This is a genomic window from Methylorubrum populi (assembly GCF_002355515.1).
Taxonomy (GTDB): Bacteria; Pseudomonadota; Alphaproteobacteria; order Rhizobiales; family Beijerinckiaceae; genus Methylobacterium; species Methylobacterium populi_A.
The window spans coordinates 1-18220 of the sequence record NZ_AP014809.1; the positions used below are offsets into that span (position 1 = coordinate 1).

Annotated in this window: 16 protein-coding genes; 13 read left to right on the forward strand and 3 right to left on the reverse strand. The window is 68.4% G+C overall.

Features of this window, described 5'->3' with window-relative positions; translation table 11 throughout:
• Positions 1-100: 100 nt before the first annotated feature.
• The 3 genes from dnaA to recF all read left to right on the forward strand — a co-directional run bounded on the left by dnaA (position 101) and on the right by recF (position 4264).
• Positions 101-1606: a chromosomal replication initiator protein DnaA gene (dnaA, locus tag MPPM_RS00005; protein WP_096482721.1), complete on the forward strand. Its 1506-nt coding sequence runs from the start codon at positions 101-103 to the stop codon at positions 1604-1606.
• Between the two features lie 341 nt (positions 1607-1947).
• On the forward strand, positions 1948-3069 hold the full coding sequence (gene dnaN / locus MPPM_RS00010) for a DNA polymerase III subunit beta (protein ID WP_096487639.1): 1122 nt from the start codon (positions 1948-1950) through the stop codon (positions 3067-3069).
• A gap of 40 nt (positions 3070-3109) precedes the next feature.
• Positions 3110-4264, forward strand: a complete 1155-nt coding sequence (gene recF, locus MPPM_RS00015; protein ID WP_096482723.1) for a DNA replication/repair protein RecF — start codon at positions 3110-3112, stop codon at positions 4262-4264.
• A gap of 3 nt (positions 4265-4267) precedes the next feature.
• On the opposite strand, the gene MPPM_RS00020 is transcribed toward recF, so the two are convergent.
• Positions 4268-4672: a type II toxin-antitoxin system VapC family toxin gene (locus MPPM_RS00020; RefSeq protein ID WP_096482726.1), complete on the reverse strand. Its 405-nt coding sequence runs from the start codon at positions 4670-4672 to the stop codon at positions 4268-4270.
• Positions 4672-4911, reverse strand: coding sequence for a type II toxin-antitoxin system VapB family antitoxin (locus MPPM_RS00025; RefSeq protein WP_096482728.1), 240 nt, complete (start codon positions 4909-4911; stop codon positions 4672-4674). Before MPPM_RS00025 ends, MPPM_RS00020 begins: the two co-directional genes overlap by 1 nt.
• A gap of 101 nt (positions 4912-5012) precedes the next feature.
• On the opposite strand from MPPM_RS00025, the gene recQ reads away from it, so the two are divergent.
• From recQ to MPPM_RS00075, 10 genes are all read left to right on the forward strand, one after another.
• Positions 5013-6860 carry a DNA helicase RecQ gene (gene recQ / locus MPPM_RS00030; RefSeq protein WP_096482730.1) on the forward strand — a complete coding sequence of 616 codons (1848 nt, stop codon included), beginning with the start codon at positions 5013-5015 and terminating at the stop codon, positions 6858-6860.
• Between the two features lie 208 nt (positions 6861-7068).
• Positions 7069-7755, forward strand: coding sequence for a hypothetical protein (locus MPPM_RS00035; RefSeq protein ID WP_017483053.1), 687 nt, complete (start codon positions 7069-7071; stop codon positions 7753-7755).
• Between the two features lie 48 nt (positions 7756-7803).
• On the forward strand, positions 7804-9987 hold the full coding sequence (gene recD2 / locus MPPM_RS00040; RefSeq protein WP_096482733.1) for an SF1B family DNA helicase RecD2: 2184 nt from the start codon (positions 7804-7806) through the stop codon (positions 9985-9987).
• 142 nt (positions 9988-10129) lie between these two features.
• A complete protein-coding gene (locus MPPM_RS00045; protein ID WP_096482736.1) occupies positions 10130-11314 on the forward strand; it encodes a hydrolase in 1185 nt (394 codons plus the stop codon).
• Positions 11315-11504: 190 nt separating this feature from the next.
• Complete coding sequence (purL, locus tag MPPM_RS00050; RefSeq protein WP_096482738.1) at positions 11505-13730, forward strand: phosphoribosylformylglycinamidine synthase subunit PurL; 2226 nt, start codon at positions 11505-11507, stop codon at positions 13728-13730.
• Between the two features lie 27 nt (positions 13731-13757).
• Entirely contained in the window at positions 13758-13994 is a 237-nt protein-coding gene (locus MPPM_RS00055; RefSeq protein WP_012451972.1) for a BolA family protein, read from the forward strand.
• Between the two features lie 73 nt (positions 13995-14067).
• Complete coding sequence (gene grxD, locus MPPM_RS00060; protein WP_096482740.1) at positions 14068-14403, forward strand: Grx4 family monothiol glutaredoxin; 336 nt, start codon at positions 14068-14070, stop codon at positions 14401-14403.
• Between the two features lie 72 nt (positions 14404-14475).
• The gene (locus MPPM_RS00065) at positions 14476-15378 is read left to right on the forward strand and encodes an NAD(P)/FAD-dependent oxidoreductase (RefSeq protein WP_096482742.1); all 903 of its coding nucleotides are present in this window, start codon (positions 14476-14478) and stop codon (positions 15376-15378) included.
• A gap of 110 nt (positions 15379-15488) precedes the next feature.
• Positions 15489-16373, forward strand: a complete 885-nt coding sequence (locus tag MPPM_RS00070; RefSeq protein ID WP_096487640.1) for an SMP-30/gluconolactonase/LRE family protein — start codon at positions 15489-15491, stop codon at positions 16371-16373.
• Positions 16374-16558: 185 nt separating this feature from the next.
• A complete protein-coding gene (locus tag MPPM_RS00075) occupies positions 16559-16774 on the forward strand; it encodes a hypothetical protein (RefSeq protein ID WP_096482744.1) in 216 nt (71 codons plus the stop codon).
• A 12-nt stretch (positions 16775-16786) separates the two neighbouring features.
• Here MPPM_RS00075 and MPPM_RS00080 read toward each other — a convergent pair whose 3' ends face one another.
• Positions 16787-17614, reverse strand: coding sequence for a hypothetical protein (locus tag MPPM_RS00080; protein ID WP_096482746.1), 828 nt, complete (start codon positions 17612-17614; stop codon positions 16787-16789).
• Between the last annotated feature and the right edge of the window lie 606 nt (positions 17615-18220).

Consider the following 18220-nt stretch of genomic DNA (forward strand, 5'->3'; position numbering starts at 1 on the left):
CATTCTGGGCACCGCCCGAGTCGGGCGTTGCCTTCTCTCGTGTGGCGTATGCGTACGCATCCCCTCCGGTCCGCCGGCTTGGATGCGAGGAGACACGGTGATGCACCTCGACGGCAGCATGTCGGACGGCGATGGCGGAAACGGCAGGGGGAACGTGGATTTTCCCGCGGCCTGGACGCGGGTGAAGCGGCGGCTACGGGCGGAGCTTGGCGAGGACGTGTTCGCCAGCTGGTTCGCCCGCCTCGAGCTGGAAGATGTGCAGGGCGGCGTCGCTCGCCTCACGGTGCCGACCCGGTTCCTCAAGAGCTGGATCGAATCGCACTATCTCGATCGTGTGCTGACGACCTTCCGGGCCGAGGCCGACGACGTGAGTCGCATCGAGGTCGGCGTGCGCGGCCCGTCCGCAACGGCCCGCCCGAGTGCCGGCGCCCCGGCGAAGTCGAACCCGACCAGCGGTCCCCTGACGCGCCTTCACGCCATGGCGACACCGGCCGCCCTCCAGGGGCCCGGTCCTCTGGTCGAGACCGAGATCACGTCGCCCCGCGGCGATTCGGCCGCGGTCGACCTGAACGGTGCGCCGCTCGATGCACGGCTCACCTTCGCGAACTTCGTCGTGGGCCGGTCCAACGCGCTCGCCCACGCCGCGGCGGAGCGGATCGCCCGCAGCGACGGCGACGGTTCGCTCTATAATCCGCTCTATGTCCATGCAGGCGTCGGACTCGGTAAGACGCACCTGCTCCATGCCGCCGGCCACGCCGCCCGCGAGGCGGGACGACGGGTGATCTACCTCACCGCCGACCGCTTCATGTACGGCTTCGTCAACGCCTTGAAAACGCAGAGTGCGCTGGCCTTCAAGGAGCGCCTGCGGGCGATCGACCTGCTCATCCTCGACGACGTGCAGTTCATCCAGGGCAAGTCGATCCAGACCGAGTTCGGCCACACCCTCAACGCTCTGATCGATTCCGGACGTCAGGTCGTCGTCGCCTCCGACCGTCCGCCGACGGAGCTGGAGGCGCTCGACGAGCGCGTGCGCTCGCGCCTCGCCGGCGGCCTCGTCGTCGAGATCGGTGGGCTCGACGAGGGCCTGCGTGCCTCGATCCTCTCCGCACGGCTCGATGCCGTGCGGCAGAGCCACCCGAATTTCGAGGTTTCTCCCGCGGTCTCGGCCTACGTCGCCCGAGCGATCACCGCGAACGGCCGCGACCTCGAAGGCGCGGTGAACCGGCTCCTGGCCCATGCCACGCTGACCGGCGCTCCGGTCACCGTCGAGACCGCCGAGACCGCGATTCGCGACCTCGTGAAAAATCGTGAGCCCAAGCGGGTGAAGATCGAGGACATCCAGAAGCTGGTGGCCTCGCGCTACAACGTCTCGCGCTCCGATATCCTGTCCGAGCGCCGCACCGCCGCCGTGGTGAAGCCGCGCCAGATCGCGATGTATCTGTCGAAGGTGCTCACCCTGCGCTCTCTCCCCGAAATCGGCCGCCGCTTCGGCGGGCGCGATCACACCACCGTGCTGCACGCCGTGCGCAAGATCGAGAAGCAGATCGGCGAGGACGCCGTGCTCGGCGACGAGGTCGAGCTGCTCAAGCGCATGCTCCAGGATTGAGCGCCGAAGCCGAGGGCGGAGCCGGGTGCATCCCGGCTTCGCCCTCACGATTGCGGCCGACCGCATCTTCCGATGCCGGGGCTGGCCTTGCTCGGATCGAAGCACTCCTTCGGTCTTCGCCCCCGCGCGAGGCGGGACAGCGCGGACGGCGCCCTTGCCTTCGCGGGGGCGCTTCGCCAAGCTGCCGGGCCCGTTCCGCTACGGAGCGCTTCGCGAAACGCCCGGTCACCGACCAGCCCTCCGGCCGCGATGGCGGGAAGGGCGCTTCGAGGGAGAGGCTCCGTTATCCGGCCTGACCGATGGCGGACGGGCCGATTGTTCAAGAGACGACGGGTTTTCCGATGAGAGTCACAGTCGAGCGCGCGGCCCTCCTGAGATCGCTCGGCCACGTCCACCGGGTGGTGGAGCGGCGCAACACGATCCCGATCCTCTCCAACGTCCTTCTGCGCACCGGCGAGAACGGCCTGCAGCTGAAGGCGACCGATCTCGACATCGAGGTGACCGAGACCGTCGCCGCGGACGTGCTCGATGCCGGTGCCACCACCGTCCCGGCCCACGTCATCTACGACATCGTGCGCAAGCTGCCGGAGGGCGCGCAGGTCTCGCTGGAGACCTCCGGCGAGACGGGTCAGATGACGATCCGCTCCGGCCGCTCGCGCTTCGCCCTGGGCGCCCTGCCCGAGGGCGACTTCCCCGATCTCGCCGCGGGCGAGCTGCCGCATTCCTTCGCCATTCCCGCGGCCGAGTTGAAGCAGCTCATCGAGAAGACGCAATTCGCGATCTCGACGGAGGAGACGCGCTACTATCTCAACGGCATCTATTTCCACACCGTCGAGGTCGAGGGTTCGCTGAAGCTGCGCGCGGTGGCGACCGACGGGCACCGGCTCGCACGGGTCGAGACCGACGCGCCCGAGGGCAGCCGCGGCATGCCGGGTGTCATCGTGCCGCGCAAGGCGGTAGCCGAGATCCAGAAGCTCGTGGACGATGGCGGCGAGAGCGTGCAGGTCGAGCTGTCGCCGGCCAAGATTCGGCTGACCTTCGCCGGGGGCGTGACCCTGATCTCGAAGCTGATCGACGGCACCTTCCCCGACTACCAACGGGTGATTCCGACCGGCAACGACAAGCGCCTCACCGTGGAACGCGATGCCTTCGCCAAGGCGGTGGACCGCGTCTCGACGATTTCGTCCGAGCGGGGCCGCGCGGTGAAGCTCGCCATGGGCGACGGACGGCTCGCGCTCTCGGTGACGAACCCGGATGCCGGCTCGGCGACCGAGGAGCTCGATGTCGATTACGAGGCCTCCGCCCTCGATATCGGCTTCAATGCCCGCTACCTCCTCGATATCACCGCCCAGCTCCAGGGCGACACGGCGCTGTTCAAGCTCGCCGATCCCGGCTCGCCGACGCTGATCCAGGATCGCGACGGAGCGCCCGCCCTCTACGTTCTGATGCCGATGCGCGTGTGAGTCCGCTTCCGGCTCCGGCCGGATCGGATATATCGCTCGGATGGACACCCTGCCGGGAGGCACACGCCTCACCCGACTGATCGCCCGCGATTTCCGCAACCACACCGATCTCGATCTGGCCACGACGCGCCGCTTCGTGGCTTTGGTCGGCGAGAACGGCGCGGGAAAGACCAACATCCTCGAGGCCGTCTCGCTGTTCTGCCCCGGCCGCGGCCTGCGCCGGGCGGATCTCGCGACCATGGCGCGGGTCGGCGGGCCGGGCGGCTTCGCCGTCTCGGCCACACTGGAGACGGCGGAGGCCGAGCACCGGCTCGGCTCCGGCTACGAGCCGCCGGGCTATGACGGGCGTGGCAGCCGCGTCTGCCGTATCGATGGGGCGCCCGCCCCCTCCCCCGTCGCCTTTTCGGAATTCCTGCGGATCGTCTGGCTCACGCCGGATTTCGACGGGCTCTTCCGCGGCGCGGCCGGCGACCGTCGCCGCTTCCTCGACCGGCTGGTGTTGGCCGTCGATGCCGGCCACGGCGCCCGCGTCTCGGCGATGGAGCGGGCCCTGCGTTCGCGCAACCGCCTGCTTGACGAGCGGCCGGACGACGGCCGCTGGCTCGACGCGATCGAGCGCGAGGTGGCCGAACTCGGCGTCGCCGTGGCGCTGGCTCGCCGCGAGACCGTGGAGCGCCTCGACCGGCTGATCGCCGAGACGCGGGACGATGCCGCACCGTTCCCCTGGGCCTCCATCCGCTTGGAGGGCGATCTCGACGACCTCGTCGCGGTTTGGCCGGCACTGGAGGCGGAGGACCGCTTCCGCCGGTCGCTGATGCAGGGCCGCCATCGCGACCGGGCGGCGGGCCGCACCCTGATCGGGCCGCAGACCACCGACCTTCTGGTGCGCCACGGCCCCAAGGACGTGCCGGCGGCCACCGCCTCGACCGGCGAGCAGAAGGCGCTGCTGATCGGCCTCGTTCTGGCCCATGCCCGCCTCGTGCGGGCGATGAGCGGGCTCACCCCCCTCATTCTCCTCGATGAGGTCGCCGCCCATCTCGATCCGCGCCGCCGCGGCGGGCTGTTCGATGCCCTCGAAGCGCTGGAGGGTCAGGTCTGGATGACGGGGGCCGACCCGGCCCTGTTCGCCGAATTGGAGGGGCGCGCCGATCTGATCGGGGTCGCGGACGGGCGGATCCTGCGAACGTCGACCTGAGGCTCAAGCCGTCGCGGAGACGATGTCGGTCTGCGAAAAATCATTGCCGATGAAGAGGAGCGGAACGTTGCGCGTGCTCGCGCAGGCGTAGGCGAAGCAGTCGCCGAGATTGAGTTGGGCCCGGTGGCCCTGGCCTTTGCCGTAGCGCGCGTAAGCCGCGATGGCTGCGGTTGCTTCCCGGCCCGTGATCGCGACCTCCTCGATATCTGCGCTTTCAAGCAACTGCCGCACGAGATGTTCGGCCTGCGCGACCGTTCCCGTGCCGAGGCGGCGCAGCGCCATGACAGTCTCCAAGACGGCCACCGCCGACGTGTATCTCGTCCGTGCCTCTTCGAGCCGTACCGTCAGCGCCTCCGCTTCAGGCTCGCGCGCGATGATGGCGACCATCGCGGAAGCATCGACGAACATCAGGGTTCGCCGTTGATCTCGTCGAAGAATGCCTTGTCGGCTTTCATGCCCGTCTTCGGCCAACGCGCGAAGGCATCCTGGATCGGCCTGATGCGATCGGCCAGCGGCAGGGACGATTCTCGGCGTTGCAGTTCGTTCGCAAGCGCCATACGCACCGCTTCGGTCTTGCTCACGCGAGCCTGCGATGCCAGCTTTTCGGCGAGGCGGTTCACCTCCTCGCTGCGGATGTTCAGGGGCATGGCGGCCTCACTGTGTAGACGCCCGCAAGCTATTGCCTACACGCCTCATCCGCAAGCTGGATAGAGGCTTCGTTCAGCCTCTCGCCTTCGCAAGTGACCCGATGACAGCTCGCCTCGACGAGGCCCGTGCCGCGCTGAAGAAGACCTTCGGCTACGACGACTTCCGCCCCGGTCAGGACGAGGTGATCGGCGCCGTGCTCGACGGCGCCGACGTGTTCGCGGTGATGCCGACGGGCTCGGGCAAGTCGATGACCTACCAGTTGCCCGCCCTGGTCGATGCCGGGCTGACGGTGGTCGTTTCGCCCCTGATCGCGCTGATGCACGATCAGGTGCAACAGATGCACGCCTTCGGCATCGAGGCCGCGACCCTCAACTCGACCGTGGCGGAAGCGACCTCGCGGGAGACGTGGCGCAAGATCCGCTCGGGCGACCTGCGCCTCCTGTTCGTCTCGCCGGAACGCCTCCTGATGGACGGCTGCATGGACGCGCTGCGCGGCGCCGGGGTGCGGCGGCTCGCCGTGGACGAGGCGCATTGCGTCTCGCAATGGGGCCACGACTTCCGCCCCGAATACCGCGAGATCGCCCGAGCCCGCGAGGCGCTCGGCAACGTGCAGACGCTGGCGCTCACTGCCACCGCCGACGCGGCCACCCGGGCCGAGATTGCCGAACGGTTGTTCCCGGCGGGGCGGCCGCCCAAAACCTTCGTCCACTCGTTCGACCGGCCGAACATCCGGCTGACCTTTCAGCCCAAGGACAACCCGACCCGCCAGCTGGAGCGCTTCCTGCGCGACCGGCGGGCGGAAAGCGGCATCATCTACTGCTCGTCGCGCAAGCGCGTGGAGCAACTGGCCGACACCCTGAAGGGCGACGGCTTCAACGCCCTGCCCTACCATGCCGGGCTCGACCAGGGCGTGCGGGCAAGGAACCAGGACACCTTCCTGCAGGAGGACGGCGTGGTGATGACCGCCACGATCGCCTTCGGCATGGGCATCAACAAGCCGGATGTGCGCTACGTCTGCCACGCCGACATGCCGACCAACATCGAGGGCTACTATCAGGAGATCGGCCGCGCCGGGCGCGACGGGCTGCCCTCCGACACCCTGACGCTCTATGGCCTCGACGACATGGCGCTGCGCCGCCGCCAGATCGATGAGAAGGAGATCTCGGAGGAGCGCCGCCGCGTCGAGCGGCGCAAGCTCGAGGCGATGATCGCCCTATGCGAGGGCGCCGCCTGCCGCCGTCAATCGCTTCTCGGCTATTTCGGTGAGGCAAGCGAGCGCTGCGGCCGGTGTGACCTGTGCCGCAGCGGCGTCTCGCTCATCGACGGGACGGTGGCGGCTCAGAAGCTGCTCTCGGCGATCGTGCGCACCGGCCAGCGCTTCGGTGCGGCCTATGTCTGCGACGTGGTTCACGGCAAGGAGAGCGAACCGATCCGCCGCAACGGCCACACGGCGCTGAAGACCTTCGGCGTGGGTGCCGACAAACCTGTGGCGGCCTGGCGCGCCCTGTTGCGCCAACTCTTCGCCGCCGGAGCGGTCGCCGAGAATACCGACGGCTACGGCGGTCTCGTGATGACCGAGAAGGGCGAGGCGATCCTGTTCGGGCGCGAGGCGATCGAGGTCAGGCCCGATCCCGAGCCGAAGAAGGCCGAGCCGCGCGGCCGACGCCCGTCGGCACGCGACGACGAGGCAAACGCGCTGAGCGAGGCCGACGAGGCCTTGTTTCAGCACCTCCGGGGCTTGCGTGCCACCATCGCCCGTGCCGAGGGCATCGCAGCCTTCATGGTGTTCCCCGATCGAACACTGATCGAAATGGCGCGGTCGAAACCCGTCGATCTCTGGGCCCTGCGCTCCGTCCACGGCGTCGGCGAGCGCAAGCGCGACGCCTACGGCGAGCGGTTCACCGATGCGATCCGCGAATTTCTGGACGACGCCAAAAAGGCCGGGTGAGGCTCATCGGCCGGCCGATCACCGCGCCCGGTTACCTTCTCGCGATCGGGCGGCGACTCGGCGGGACCGCCTGTCGCGTGTCGGCTGGCTTGCCATGCAAGGGTTATCCACATATTGTCCACAGAAAGAACATAACACGAACATAGGCCGCCGGCAGAGGCGGCGCGCTTCCGCTCACGGGCCCTGTCCACATCCTGAGGGACGCACCATGAGAACCGCCGACAAGCAGATTGCCGATATCCTCGTGCGCTACGGCGAGCCCTTCGCGGGCAACGTCTGGCGCGTGCAGGGCACCGCCGTCATCTATCACAAGACCCTGGAGCGGATCGCCGCCCATACCAAGATCCGCTTCGACCCGCCCACCCTCCTGCGCAGCGAGCGCGACGAGGCGGTGATCCTCGTCACCGGCCGCATGCCGGGCGAGAAGGCGGGCGAGGAGCGGATCGAGTGGTCGATCGGCGAGGCGCTGGTGAACGTGAACTACCGCGTTTCCGGCCGGCAGGCGGCCTATGTCTACGCCATGGCCGAGAAACGGGCGAAGGATCGGGTGATCCTCAAGCTGATCGAGCTGCACGGCCTCGTCTATTCCGAGGAGGAGGCGGACGAGTTCCGCCAGAACCAGCCCATGGCAATCCGGGCCGTGGACGAGGATTTCGACGCCACCCCGGCCTTCGATGAGGTGACCGAGCAGGAGGCCGATCTCAAGCGTCTGATCGACGAGGCGGAATCGATCAACGCGGTGACCGACCTGATGCTCGACGAGCGGACGCAAGGCATCCTCAACGCCATGCCGCACGGCACCCGCGAGGAGGTGCGCGACTACGCCAAGGCGCGCCTGCGGGCGCTGGGCTGGCCGCCGGCCAAGAAGGGCGGGCGCGGCAGCCGCGCGGCATAACCAGAATCCGAAGGTCTCGATCTCTCCAAACCATGATGGGGTGAGGGCATGAACGCGCCGGTCCGGCCGCCCGATCTCGACCTGCTCGCGGGCTCGGTCGAGCGCGTCACCTTCCACAGCGCCGAGACCGGCTTCTGCGTCCTGAAGGTTCATGCCCGCGGCCGGCGCGATCTCGTGCCGGTGGTAGGCCATGCCCCCGCCATCGCCGCCGGGGAGTGGCTGACGGCCGCCGGGCGCTGGGTGACCGACCGCGAGCACGGCCTCCAGTTCCGCGCCGACACACTTCAGGTCACGCCCCCGACCGGGATCGAGGGGATCGAGCGCTACTTGGCCTCGGGTCAGATGCGCGGCATTGGCCCGATGATGGCCAAGCGCATCGTCGCCGCCTTCGGCGAGGCGGTGTTCGAGATCATCGAGGCCGAACCGGCCCGCCTCACCGAGGTCGAGGGCATCGGCCGCAAGCGCGCCGCCCGCATCGTCAAGGGCTGGGCCGAGCAGAAGGCCGTGCGGGAGATCATGATCTTCCTGCACGCCCACGGCGTCGGCACGGCGCGGGCAACCCGCATCTTCCGCACCTACGGCTGCGATGCGCTGAAGGTGATGGCGGAGGATCCCTATCGCCTCGCCCGCGACATCCGCGGTATCGGCTTTCGCACGGCGGATGCCATCGCGCTGCGCCTCGGCCTCGCCCGCGATGCGCCGCAACGGCTCGCCGCCGGCGTATCCTACGCCCTGCAGGCGGCGATGGACGAGGGGCATTGCGGCCTGCCCGTCGAGCGGTTGGTAAGCCTCGCCGCCGAACTGCTCGACGTCGCAGCCGACCTCGTTCGCATCGCTGCCGCGCTCGCCCTGCGCGAGGGCCGCGACGTCGTCGCGGACACGTTGCGCGGCGAACCCTGCCTGTTTCTCAAGGGGCTGCACGGGGCCGAGCGCGCCATCGCGATGCGGCTCGTCGAGCGTGCCGCCGGCACCCCGCCCTGGCCGGCCATCGATCTCGCCCTGGCCCGTCCCTGGGTCGAGGCCAGGACCGGGAAGACCCTCTCCGCCTCGCAGGCCGAAGCGATCGGTCTGGTTCTGTGCTCGAAATTGTGCGTGCTCACCGGCGGGCCCGGCGTCGGCAAGACCAGCACTCTCGATGCGATCCTGCGCATCCTCACCGCCAAGGGCGTGCGGGTTCTGCTCGCCGCCCCCACCGGCAGGGCGGCCAAGCGCATGGCCGAACAGACGGGACTGGAGGCGCGTACCCTCCACCGCCTGCTGGAGATCGACCCGCGCAACGGCGGACTTCAGCGCGACGAAGGCAACCCCCTCGACTGCGACCTTCTCGTCGTCGACGAGACCTCGATGGTCGACGTGCCGCTGATGCATGCCCTGCTCAAGGCGGTGCCGGAGCATGCGGGCCTGATCCTCGTCGGCGACGTCGACCAGCTGCCCTCCGTCGGTCCCGGCCAGATCCTGGCCGACGTGATCGCCTCCAACCGGGTGCCGGTGGCGCGGCTCACCGAAATCTTCCGGCAGGCGGCGGAGAGCCGGATTGTCGTCAACGCTCACAACATCAACACCGGCCGCATGCCGGCAGCCGCGCCGAAGGGCGAGGCGAGCGACTTCTACAGTGTCGAGATCGAGGACGCGGACGAGGGCGTCGACCGGCTCGTCGATCTCGTGGCCCGGCGCATCCCACTCCGATTCGGCCTCGACCCGGCCCGTGATATCCAGGTGCTGACGCCGATGATCCGCGGCTCGCTCGGCAGCCGCAACCTCAACCACGCCCTGCAGCGCGTGCTGAATCCCTCGCCCCCGGCGCAGGTCGAGCGCTTCGGCTGGCGCTTCGCACCCGGCGACCGTGTGATGGAAACCCGCAACGACTACGACCGCGACGTGTTCAACGGCGATCTCGGCACGGTCCAAGCCATCGATGCCGAGGAGGAGGCGCTCAGCGTCGATTTTGACGGCCGCCCGGTGATCTATCCCTTCGCCGAGCTCGACACGCTGGTCCCCGCTTTCGCCACCACGATCCACAAGGCGCAAGGCTCGGAATATCCGGCCGTGGTGATCCCGGTGGTGACGCAGCACCGCACCATGCTCGCGCGCAACCTCCTCTATACCGGCGTCACCCGCGGGCGCCGCCTGGTGGTGCTGGTCGGTCAGCGCCGGGCGATCGGAATGGCGATCCGTGAGAGTTCCGCCCGACGGCGCTGGACCAAGCTGCGGGAATGGATCGAGGCGGACTGACGGCAGAGTTGTAACCGATTTGCCCTCGCCCCAGGCCTTGCTCATCGTGTAGGCAGCGGGAGAACCGGCGGCGTCTTCGGCGCGCCCGGTCCCTCCACGAGGCGAGCGCCCCGCTATTCCTGATCCCGACCACACGCAGCCGGTGCGGCAGGTCTTCTATCTGCCGGGTTTCGATCCCCGCGAGCCGGAAACCTATTGGGGCCTGTTCCGCCGCGAGAGTCGCCTCACGGCCGAGCGGCGCGGCCTGACGATCGCCGTCGGTGAACCGGTCCGGTCCGAGGATGGCATCAGCCTCGATTGGGATGTGCGGAGCGAGGCCGATGGTGCCGCGACGCGGGTGCGTTACAGCCTCCTTCGCTGGGACGACATCGTCCGCGACCGCTTTCCCCGTTCCAACCTGCGCCGGCTCGCAAGCCTTCCGGGATTGGGATGGCGCCTTTGGCGGTCCGGCTACATGCGAAAGCTCCAACGCGAGGCGCGCCGCTTCTACCGGGTCATTGCTAGCGTCCATCATTTCTATCTGGTCTTCGTTCTGGCGAGCCTCGCGCTTGCCGTCGCGGCGGTGACGCTGACGCCGCTCGCGCAGCTGCCTCCCCTGGCTTGCGCGGCCCTCGTTCCGGTGCTCGCCTACGTGATCCTGGCGTTCCTCACCCAGCTGACACGCGGGAAACCGCTCTACGTCACCCATCTCGTCGACGATACCGCCTTCACGCACGACCATGCCTCGGGATGCGAGACCGCGATGCGCGCGCGCCTGGGGCCGTGGGCGGAGCGCATCCGGAGGGCCGAGGGTCAAGCCCACGAGATCGTGGTGATCGGGCATTCCTCGTCGAGCTTTCTCGCCTTCGAGTGCCTCGACCGCATCCTTCAATCCGATCCCGGCTTCGGCCGGCGCGGCACCCCGGTGACGCTGGTGACCATCGGCAGCGTGATCCCGTGGATCACCCTCGATCCGCGGGCAGACGAGACGCGGCGGGCGCTCGATCGGATCGGCCGCGACGCCGCGATCGGCTGGCTCGACATCCGCGCCAACTGGGATTGGCTCTCGATCCATTTGCGCGATCCGGTCAGCGCCTCAGGCCTGACGGCACCGCCCCGCGACCGCTTCGCGGTGATGCGCGTCGAGATCGAGGACCTGATCGAGCCGGCGCTGGTCGCGCGACGGCGCTGGAACCTGTTCCGCATGCATTTCCAGCTCCTGATGTCGAGCCGGTCGCGGAACGGCTTCGACTACGTCGCCTTCGTGGCGGGACCAGAGCCGGTCCATGAGGCGGTGGAGCGCTGCCGGAGGCAGCGCGTCGTGGCCGCGACCCCGGAATTCACCTGACGGAAAAGGCGGAACCGGCTTGTGCGCAAGCCGACAGCGGCCGTACGCGCCCTTTGCAGCGCGTGCTGATCCGCTCTAGAGCGATGCACAAAGTCAATTCGCTTCGCAGCGAACCTCTCGGGTTCGCCTCCGACCGGCTCCGAGTGGAGCTGGATCGACACGCGAGAGAGGTTTGGGACAGGACCCTCGGATGTTTCGCAACGATGTTCCGATCACTCCCGAGCTGGTGCGCCAGCACGGCCTGACACCCGACGAGTACGAGCGCTTCCGCGCCCTCGTCGGCCGTGAGCCGACTTTGACCGAGCTCGGCATCGTTTCGGCGATGTGGAACGAGCACTGCTCCTACAAGTCCTCGCGCAAGCACCTGCGCGGCCTGCCGACCTCGGCGCCGTGGGTGATCCAGGGACCGGGCGAGAACGCGGGCGTCATCGACATCGGCGACGGGCTGGCCTGCGTCTTCAAGATGGAGAGCCACAACCACCCGAGCTTCATCGAGCCCTATCAGGGCGCGGCGACCGGGGTCGGCGGCATCCTGCGCGACGTGTTCACCATGGGCGCGCGCCCGATCGCGGCGCTCAACGCCCTGCGCTTCGGCTCGCCCGACCATCCGCGCACCCGCCACCTCGTCTCGGGTGTCGTCGCGGGTGTGGGCGGCTACGGCAATTCCTTCGGCGTGCCGACGGTGGGCGGCCTCGTCGGCTTCCATCGGCGCTACGACGGCAACATCCTCGTCAACGCCATGGCGGTGGGCCTCGCGCGGACCGATGCGATCTTCTACGCGGCGGCCACCGGCGTCGGGAATCCGATCGTCTATCTCGGCTCAAAGACCGGCCGCGATGGCATCCACGGCGCGACCATGGCCTCGGCCGAGTTCGACGAGGCCAGCGAGTCGAAGCGTCCGACCGTGCAGGTCGGCGACCCCTTCGCCGAGAAGCTGCTGCTGGAGGCCTGCCTTGAGCTGATGGCCTCCGGCGCCGTCATCGCGATCCAGGACATGGGCGCGGCGGGCCTGACCTGCTCGGCCGTCGAGATGGGCGCCAAGGGCGATCTCGGCGTCGAGCTGCATCTGGAGAACGTGCCGACCCGCGAAGAGGGCATGACCCCCTACGAGATGATGCTCTCGGAGAGCCAGGAGCGCATGCTCATGGTGCTCAAGCCCGGCATGGAGGCCGAGGCCGAGGCGATCTTCGTGAAGTGGGGCCTCGACTTCGCCGTCATCGGCCACACCACCAATACGCTGCGCTTCGTCATCAAGCACAACGGCGAGACCGTCGCCGACCTGCCGATCAAGGAGCTCGGCGACGAGGCGCCGCTCTACGACCGGCCGCACATCGCCAACACGCACCAGCCGGTCATCGCGGCCGCGAGCGTCGAGGCCAGCGTGCCGAACGCGGAGGCGCTCAAGCGCCTGATCGGCTCGCCGGAACTCGCTTCGAAGCGCTGGGTCTACGAGCAGTACGATCACTTCATCCTCGGCAACACCGTGCAGAAACCGGGCGGCGACGCGGCGATCGTGCGGGTCGAGGACGGGCCGAAGGGCCTCGCGATCTCCACCGACGTGACCCCGCGCTACTGCGAGGCCGATCCGGTCGAGGGCGGCCGGCAGGCCGTGGCGGAGGCGTGGCGCAACATCACTGCCGTCGGCGGGCGCCCGCTGGCGATCACCGACAACCTCAATTTCGGCAATCCGGAAAAGCCCGAGGTGATGGGCCAGCTCGTCGGCTGCCTGAAGGGAATCGGTGAGGCCTGCCTCGCCCTCGACTTCCCCGTCGTCTCCGGCAACGTCTCGCTCTACAACGAGACCAACGGCGTCGGCATCCTGCCGACCCCGACCATCGGCGGCGTCGGCGTCATGGACGACGTGGAGCGCCACGCGACGGTCGCGCTCAAGCGCGAGGGCGACGTTCTGGTGCTGATCGGTCGCACCGAGGGCTGGCTCGGCCAGTCGCTCTATCTCTCGGAGATTGCCCGCCGCGAGGAGGGCGCGCCGCCGCCCGTCGATCTCGCCGTCGAGCGCCGCAACGGCGATTTCGTGCGCAGCCTGATCGTTTCAGGGATCGTCGACACCGTGCACGACCTCTCCGACGGCGGCCTCGCCGTGGCGCTCGCCGAGATGGCGATGGCCGGCGGGATCGGCGCGGCACTCCCCGCGGCGCCCGACGGCGTGCCGGCCCATGCCTACCTGTTCGGCGAGGATCAGGCTCGCTACCTGATCGCGGTGCCCGCCGAGGCGGCGGCCGATCTCCTCTACAGCGCCTCGGCGCAGGGAATCGACGCGGCCACCGTCGGCATTGTCGGCGGCGACAGCTTGGTGCTGCCGGGCGAAGAGACCATATCCGTGGCCGCGTTGAAGGCCGCGCACGAGGGCTGGTTCCCTGCCTACATGGCGAGCCAGCCGGCCGCGCCTGCGGCGTAACGAGACGAAAGCGAGCGGAGAGCCCCCATGCCGATGGATGCGCGCGAGATCGAGTCGATGATCCGCGAGGCGCTGCCCGACGCGCAGGTCGAGATCAAGGATCTGGCGGGCGACGGCGACCACTACGCCGCCACCGTCATCTCCTCCGCCTTCAAGGGCAAGACCCGCGTCGCCCAGCACCAGATGGTCTACGGCGCGCTCCAGGGGCGGATGGGGGGCGTGCTCCACGCCCTTGCGCTGACCACCGGCGTTCCCCAGGATTGAGCCGATCTTGAAATCGGACGGACAGGTCTGATTTCACATCCGACCGAGACGACGAGACAACGAGGACCGCGCGATGACCGACGTCAACACCGCCATCAAGACCGAGATCGATTCCCAGGATGTGGTCGTGTTCATGAAGGGCACGCCGCAATTCCCGATGTGCGGCTTTTCCGGACAGGTGGTCCAGATCCTCAATTACCTCGGCGTACCGTTCAAGGGCGTGAACGTGCTCGACGACATGGCCGTTCGCGAGGGTATCAAGGCCTATTCCAACTGGCCGACAATCCCGCAGATCTACGTGAAGGGCGAGTTCGTCGGTGGGTGCGACATCGCCCGCGAGATGTTCCAGTCGGGCGAGCTGCAGCATTTCCTGTCCGAGAAGGGTGTGCCGGTGAAGAGCGCCGCCTGATCTGGCGCCCTTTCACGAAACCCTTTCGCGATCGCGCGGCTTGTCTCCCGGCGGGTAGGCCGGGAGATCAGCATGCATGACGTCATCATCGTGGGCGGTGGCCCGGCCGGGCTCAACGCCGCCCTGATTCTCGGCCGTGCGCGGCGCACGGTCCTGCTCTGCGATGCGGGCGAGCCGCGCAACGCCGCGACCCCGCGCACCTGGGGTCTGTTCACCCGCGACGGCACCCCACCCTTCGACCTGCGGGCGCAGGGCCGGGCCGATCTTGAGCGGTACGACACCGTCGAGTGCCGCGAAATCTCGGTGACGGAAGCCTCCCGCGACGGCGACGGTTTCATCGTTGTCCTGGCCGACGGTCGCCGCGAGAGGGCGCGCCGCCTGATCCTCGCCACCGGCCTCGCCCAGGACATCCCCGACATCGAGGGGTTCGACACCTACTGGGGGACGGGTGTACATTCCTGCCCCTATTGTGACGGCTTCGAGGTCCGGGACCGTCCGCTCGTCGTGTACGGCCGCGGGCACGGCGGCTGCGGCCTCGCGCTCGAACTGACCGGCTGGAGCCGCGACGTCACGCTTTGCACCAATGGCGGCGACGGCGATCTCACGGGCAAGGACCGCGACCGGCTCGAACGCAACGGGGTTCGCGTGATCGAGACGGAGATCGCGCGACTCGAGGGAAATGGTTCGCGTCCCACCTGTCTGCGCTTCCGCGACTATAGCGAAACGGCCTGCACCGCGCTGTTCCTGATGCCGTTCGCCTGCAGTCCCTCGCCGCTCATCACGCAGCTCGGCTGCGAACTCGATGAGACCCGCAGTGTGGTGCCGACCCGGGAATACGAGAAGACCAACGTGCCGGGCCTCTACGTCGCGGGCGACGCTTCGCGTCGGGTTCAGTTCGCGGTCGTGGCCGCGGCGGAGGGCGCGATGGCCGCCTTCGCGATCAATGCCGAGTTCGTGGCGGAGGCGACGCGATAGAGCGGGCCGGATCGACCGTTCCGTTCTCGACGCGAAGGATAAAGCCGCGCGACGGCGCGTTGTTCGAAGCGGGCGCCGGGCGCCCCTTCCCTTCGAATTCCGGAGCCATGATGATCCCACCCGTCCATCCCAAGACGCCGCGCGTGGCGGTCGCCTGCGGCTGCGCCCTCGGCGAGGAGGTCGTGTGGGATGTTCGCGACGGTTCTCTGCTCTGGGTCGATATCGAGAACCCGGCGGTCTGGCGACATTGGCCGGCGACGAACGAAACCATCCGCCTGCCCCTCGATGAAAAAATCGGCTTCGCCCTCCTGACCCGGGACCCGGATCGCGTGGTCGCCGGCTTCAAGTCGGGCGTCGCTGCCCTGCGGCTGTCGGACGGATCCCGCACGCCCCTCGTGCGTCCGGACGACTATCCGGAAGGCAACCGGCTGAACAGCGGACAGGTCGGGCCGGACGGGCGGCTTTACTTCGGCAGCATGGATGATGCCGAGGAAGCCCCGACCGGCCGCTTCCATCGCTGGGACGGGACACACCTCGAAACCTTCGGCAGCGCTGCCGCCGTTACGAACGGTCCGATCGTCAGTCCGGATGGCCGCCGCCTCTATACGATCGACACCGCCAACGGCGTCGTACAGGTTCACGATCTCGACGCGGATCGGATTGGCGAGGGACGATCCCTTCTTCGATTCGAAGACGGCTGGGGCAAGCCGGACGGCCTGACCGTCGACGCCGAGGATCACCTCTGGATCTGCCATTACGGTGCCGGGCGCGTCACCCGCTTCGCACCGGATGGGCGGGTGGCCTATGTCGTGCCGATGCCGACGCCGTTCGTGACGAAATGCGCCTTCGGCGGGGACGACCTCTCGACGCTCTATGTGACGACGTGCCTGCGCGGCCGGGATCCGACAATCGATCCGATGGCGGGCCATCTCTATCAAGTCGAGACGGACTTCCGTGGAGTTGCACCAAACCTTCTGGATTGGCCGCGAACCTGAGTTGTACAACTATTGCGGCCGTAGCGTGCGGTTTCGCACCGCAGTAGCGTCTGTTGCGGCGCAAATATGAAAGCGCGGTTAAAGCCGATGAATTGGTGGAACTTATCCCCAATTCGCTGGTTCTTTACAAACGGTCGAGCTTTCGCTCGCAAACCGCGTGCCCTCGTCGAGGGCGGGAGCGGGACATGCCAGTCTTCGATGCGAAGAGTCTCACAGAACAGGGCGACGGCGAGGTGCTTCTCGCGATGATCCTCCACGCGACGCCGCGCGCGCGCGATGAGGCACGCGAGCGCGGTCGGATGCGTGCCGAGCGGGCGACGATGCTGGCGGAAATCGATCCCGCCGTGCCGGGCACGACACTTGGCGCGGTCACGCCCGCCGAAATCCTGCCGGTTACCTGACGCGGCGCGTCCTCACCACGTCTGTGGCGTGATGATGCCCTGGCGCGTCACCACGACCCATTGCCGGCCCCGGCGCTCGATCGCCTCCACCCGTCCAATCCCCGGCACTGCGTCACCCCGACCGACCTCGACGAGCCGGCGTCGGCGGTCTTCGAGGATCGCGACACCGTCGTAAACGTCGCGCAGAGCCCAGCCCTCCACGGTCTCGGTCTTCGGCTTGTCCGGTAGGCTGCCGGTCTGTGTCGGCTCCGCGGCGCGCGCCTCCGGTTTCGGATCCGGCTTGGCCGGCGCGACGGCGGCGGCCGGCGTCTTCTTCTCCAACTGCGCGATCATGCCGGCGATGCGCTCGCTCTGCTCGCGCTCGCTGCGTGTCACCGACTCGGTCAGGCTCGTCAGCCGCTTTTCGAACGCTTGCTCGCTGCGACCGATCCGATCGCCGAGGCTGCTCGCGAGCGACTTGGTCTCGTTGCGGGCGGCCTCGCTCGCCTCGCGCAGGGCCGTGGCGGTCCGTGCCAGTCGGTCGATCTCCTGGGCGAGCCGGGTTGTTTCCTGCCGCCCCGCCGACAACTCGGCCTGAACTTGTGCGAATATGTCCCCGGAACGCTCCTGCGGCGCGGCCAGAAGGCCGAGAGACAGGCCCCCGATCAGGGCGGCCGCGCTCGCGGCGGCGAGACGGCCATTGGCGCCGAGGCGGAGGCTCCTGCGCGCGGACGGCGTGGTCGGCGCTGCGGCCGACCCGGCCTTCGCGCCGGCGACCGCGCGCTTGAGCATTTCCTCGGGCGACATCGTTCCGGCCGGCGTCTTCGCCGCGCTCTTGCCCGCTTGGACCGTCTCCGACATGGCAAAGGCCTTTCGCTGACGAGGCCGGCCGGCCCCGAACGATGATCCACGCGATCCGCCGGCTTCAGGCAGAACTGCGCGGCCCGATAAGGTCGGTGTGGCGACAGTCGACCGAAAGACATTCCGTCCGGCGTTCGATTTTTTCGTTAACGATGTTTGTTTACTGAAAGGTTACTTGCCGGCCGGGGCGTTCGCGAGGGTTTCGGCGCAAAGCACCGGGCAGCCGTGCACCGAGAATGCTCCTTCGGATCGCACCGTCGCGCGGGCGCCGGATTGTTCCCTCCGGTTGGAGTCGGGCGGACCGGTCAGGGTTCGCCGGTCCCGGTTTCGGCGCGCATTCTCTCGCCGAACCGGCACCCCGATCCCGATCAGGTGCATGACACCGATCTGCCCGCACGCATCGGCCGGCAACGGCCGCGATCCGACACGGCTGCGATTGATCTTTCTCCCACGCGGAAGGTTAGCCGTTCAGGTGCCGTTCCCGGGTGAGGTGGCCGTGATCGTGATGGGTCGGCAACAGCACCGTGCCCTCGATCACAGGCCGCATCTGGGGGCGGAAACGGGCGTGTTTCGAGGTGTTAGGAGCACGATGCTGATGTAGAGTTG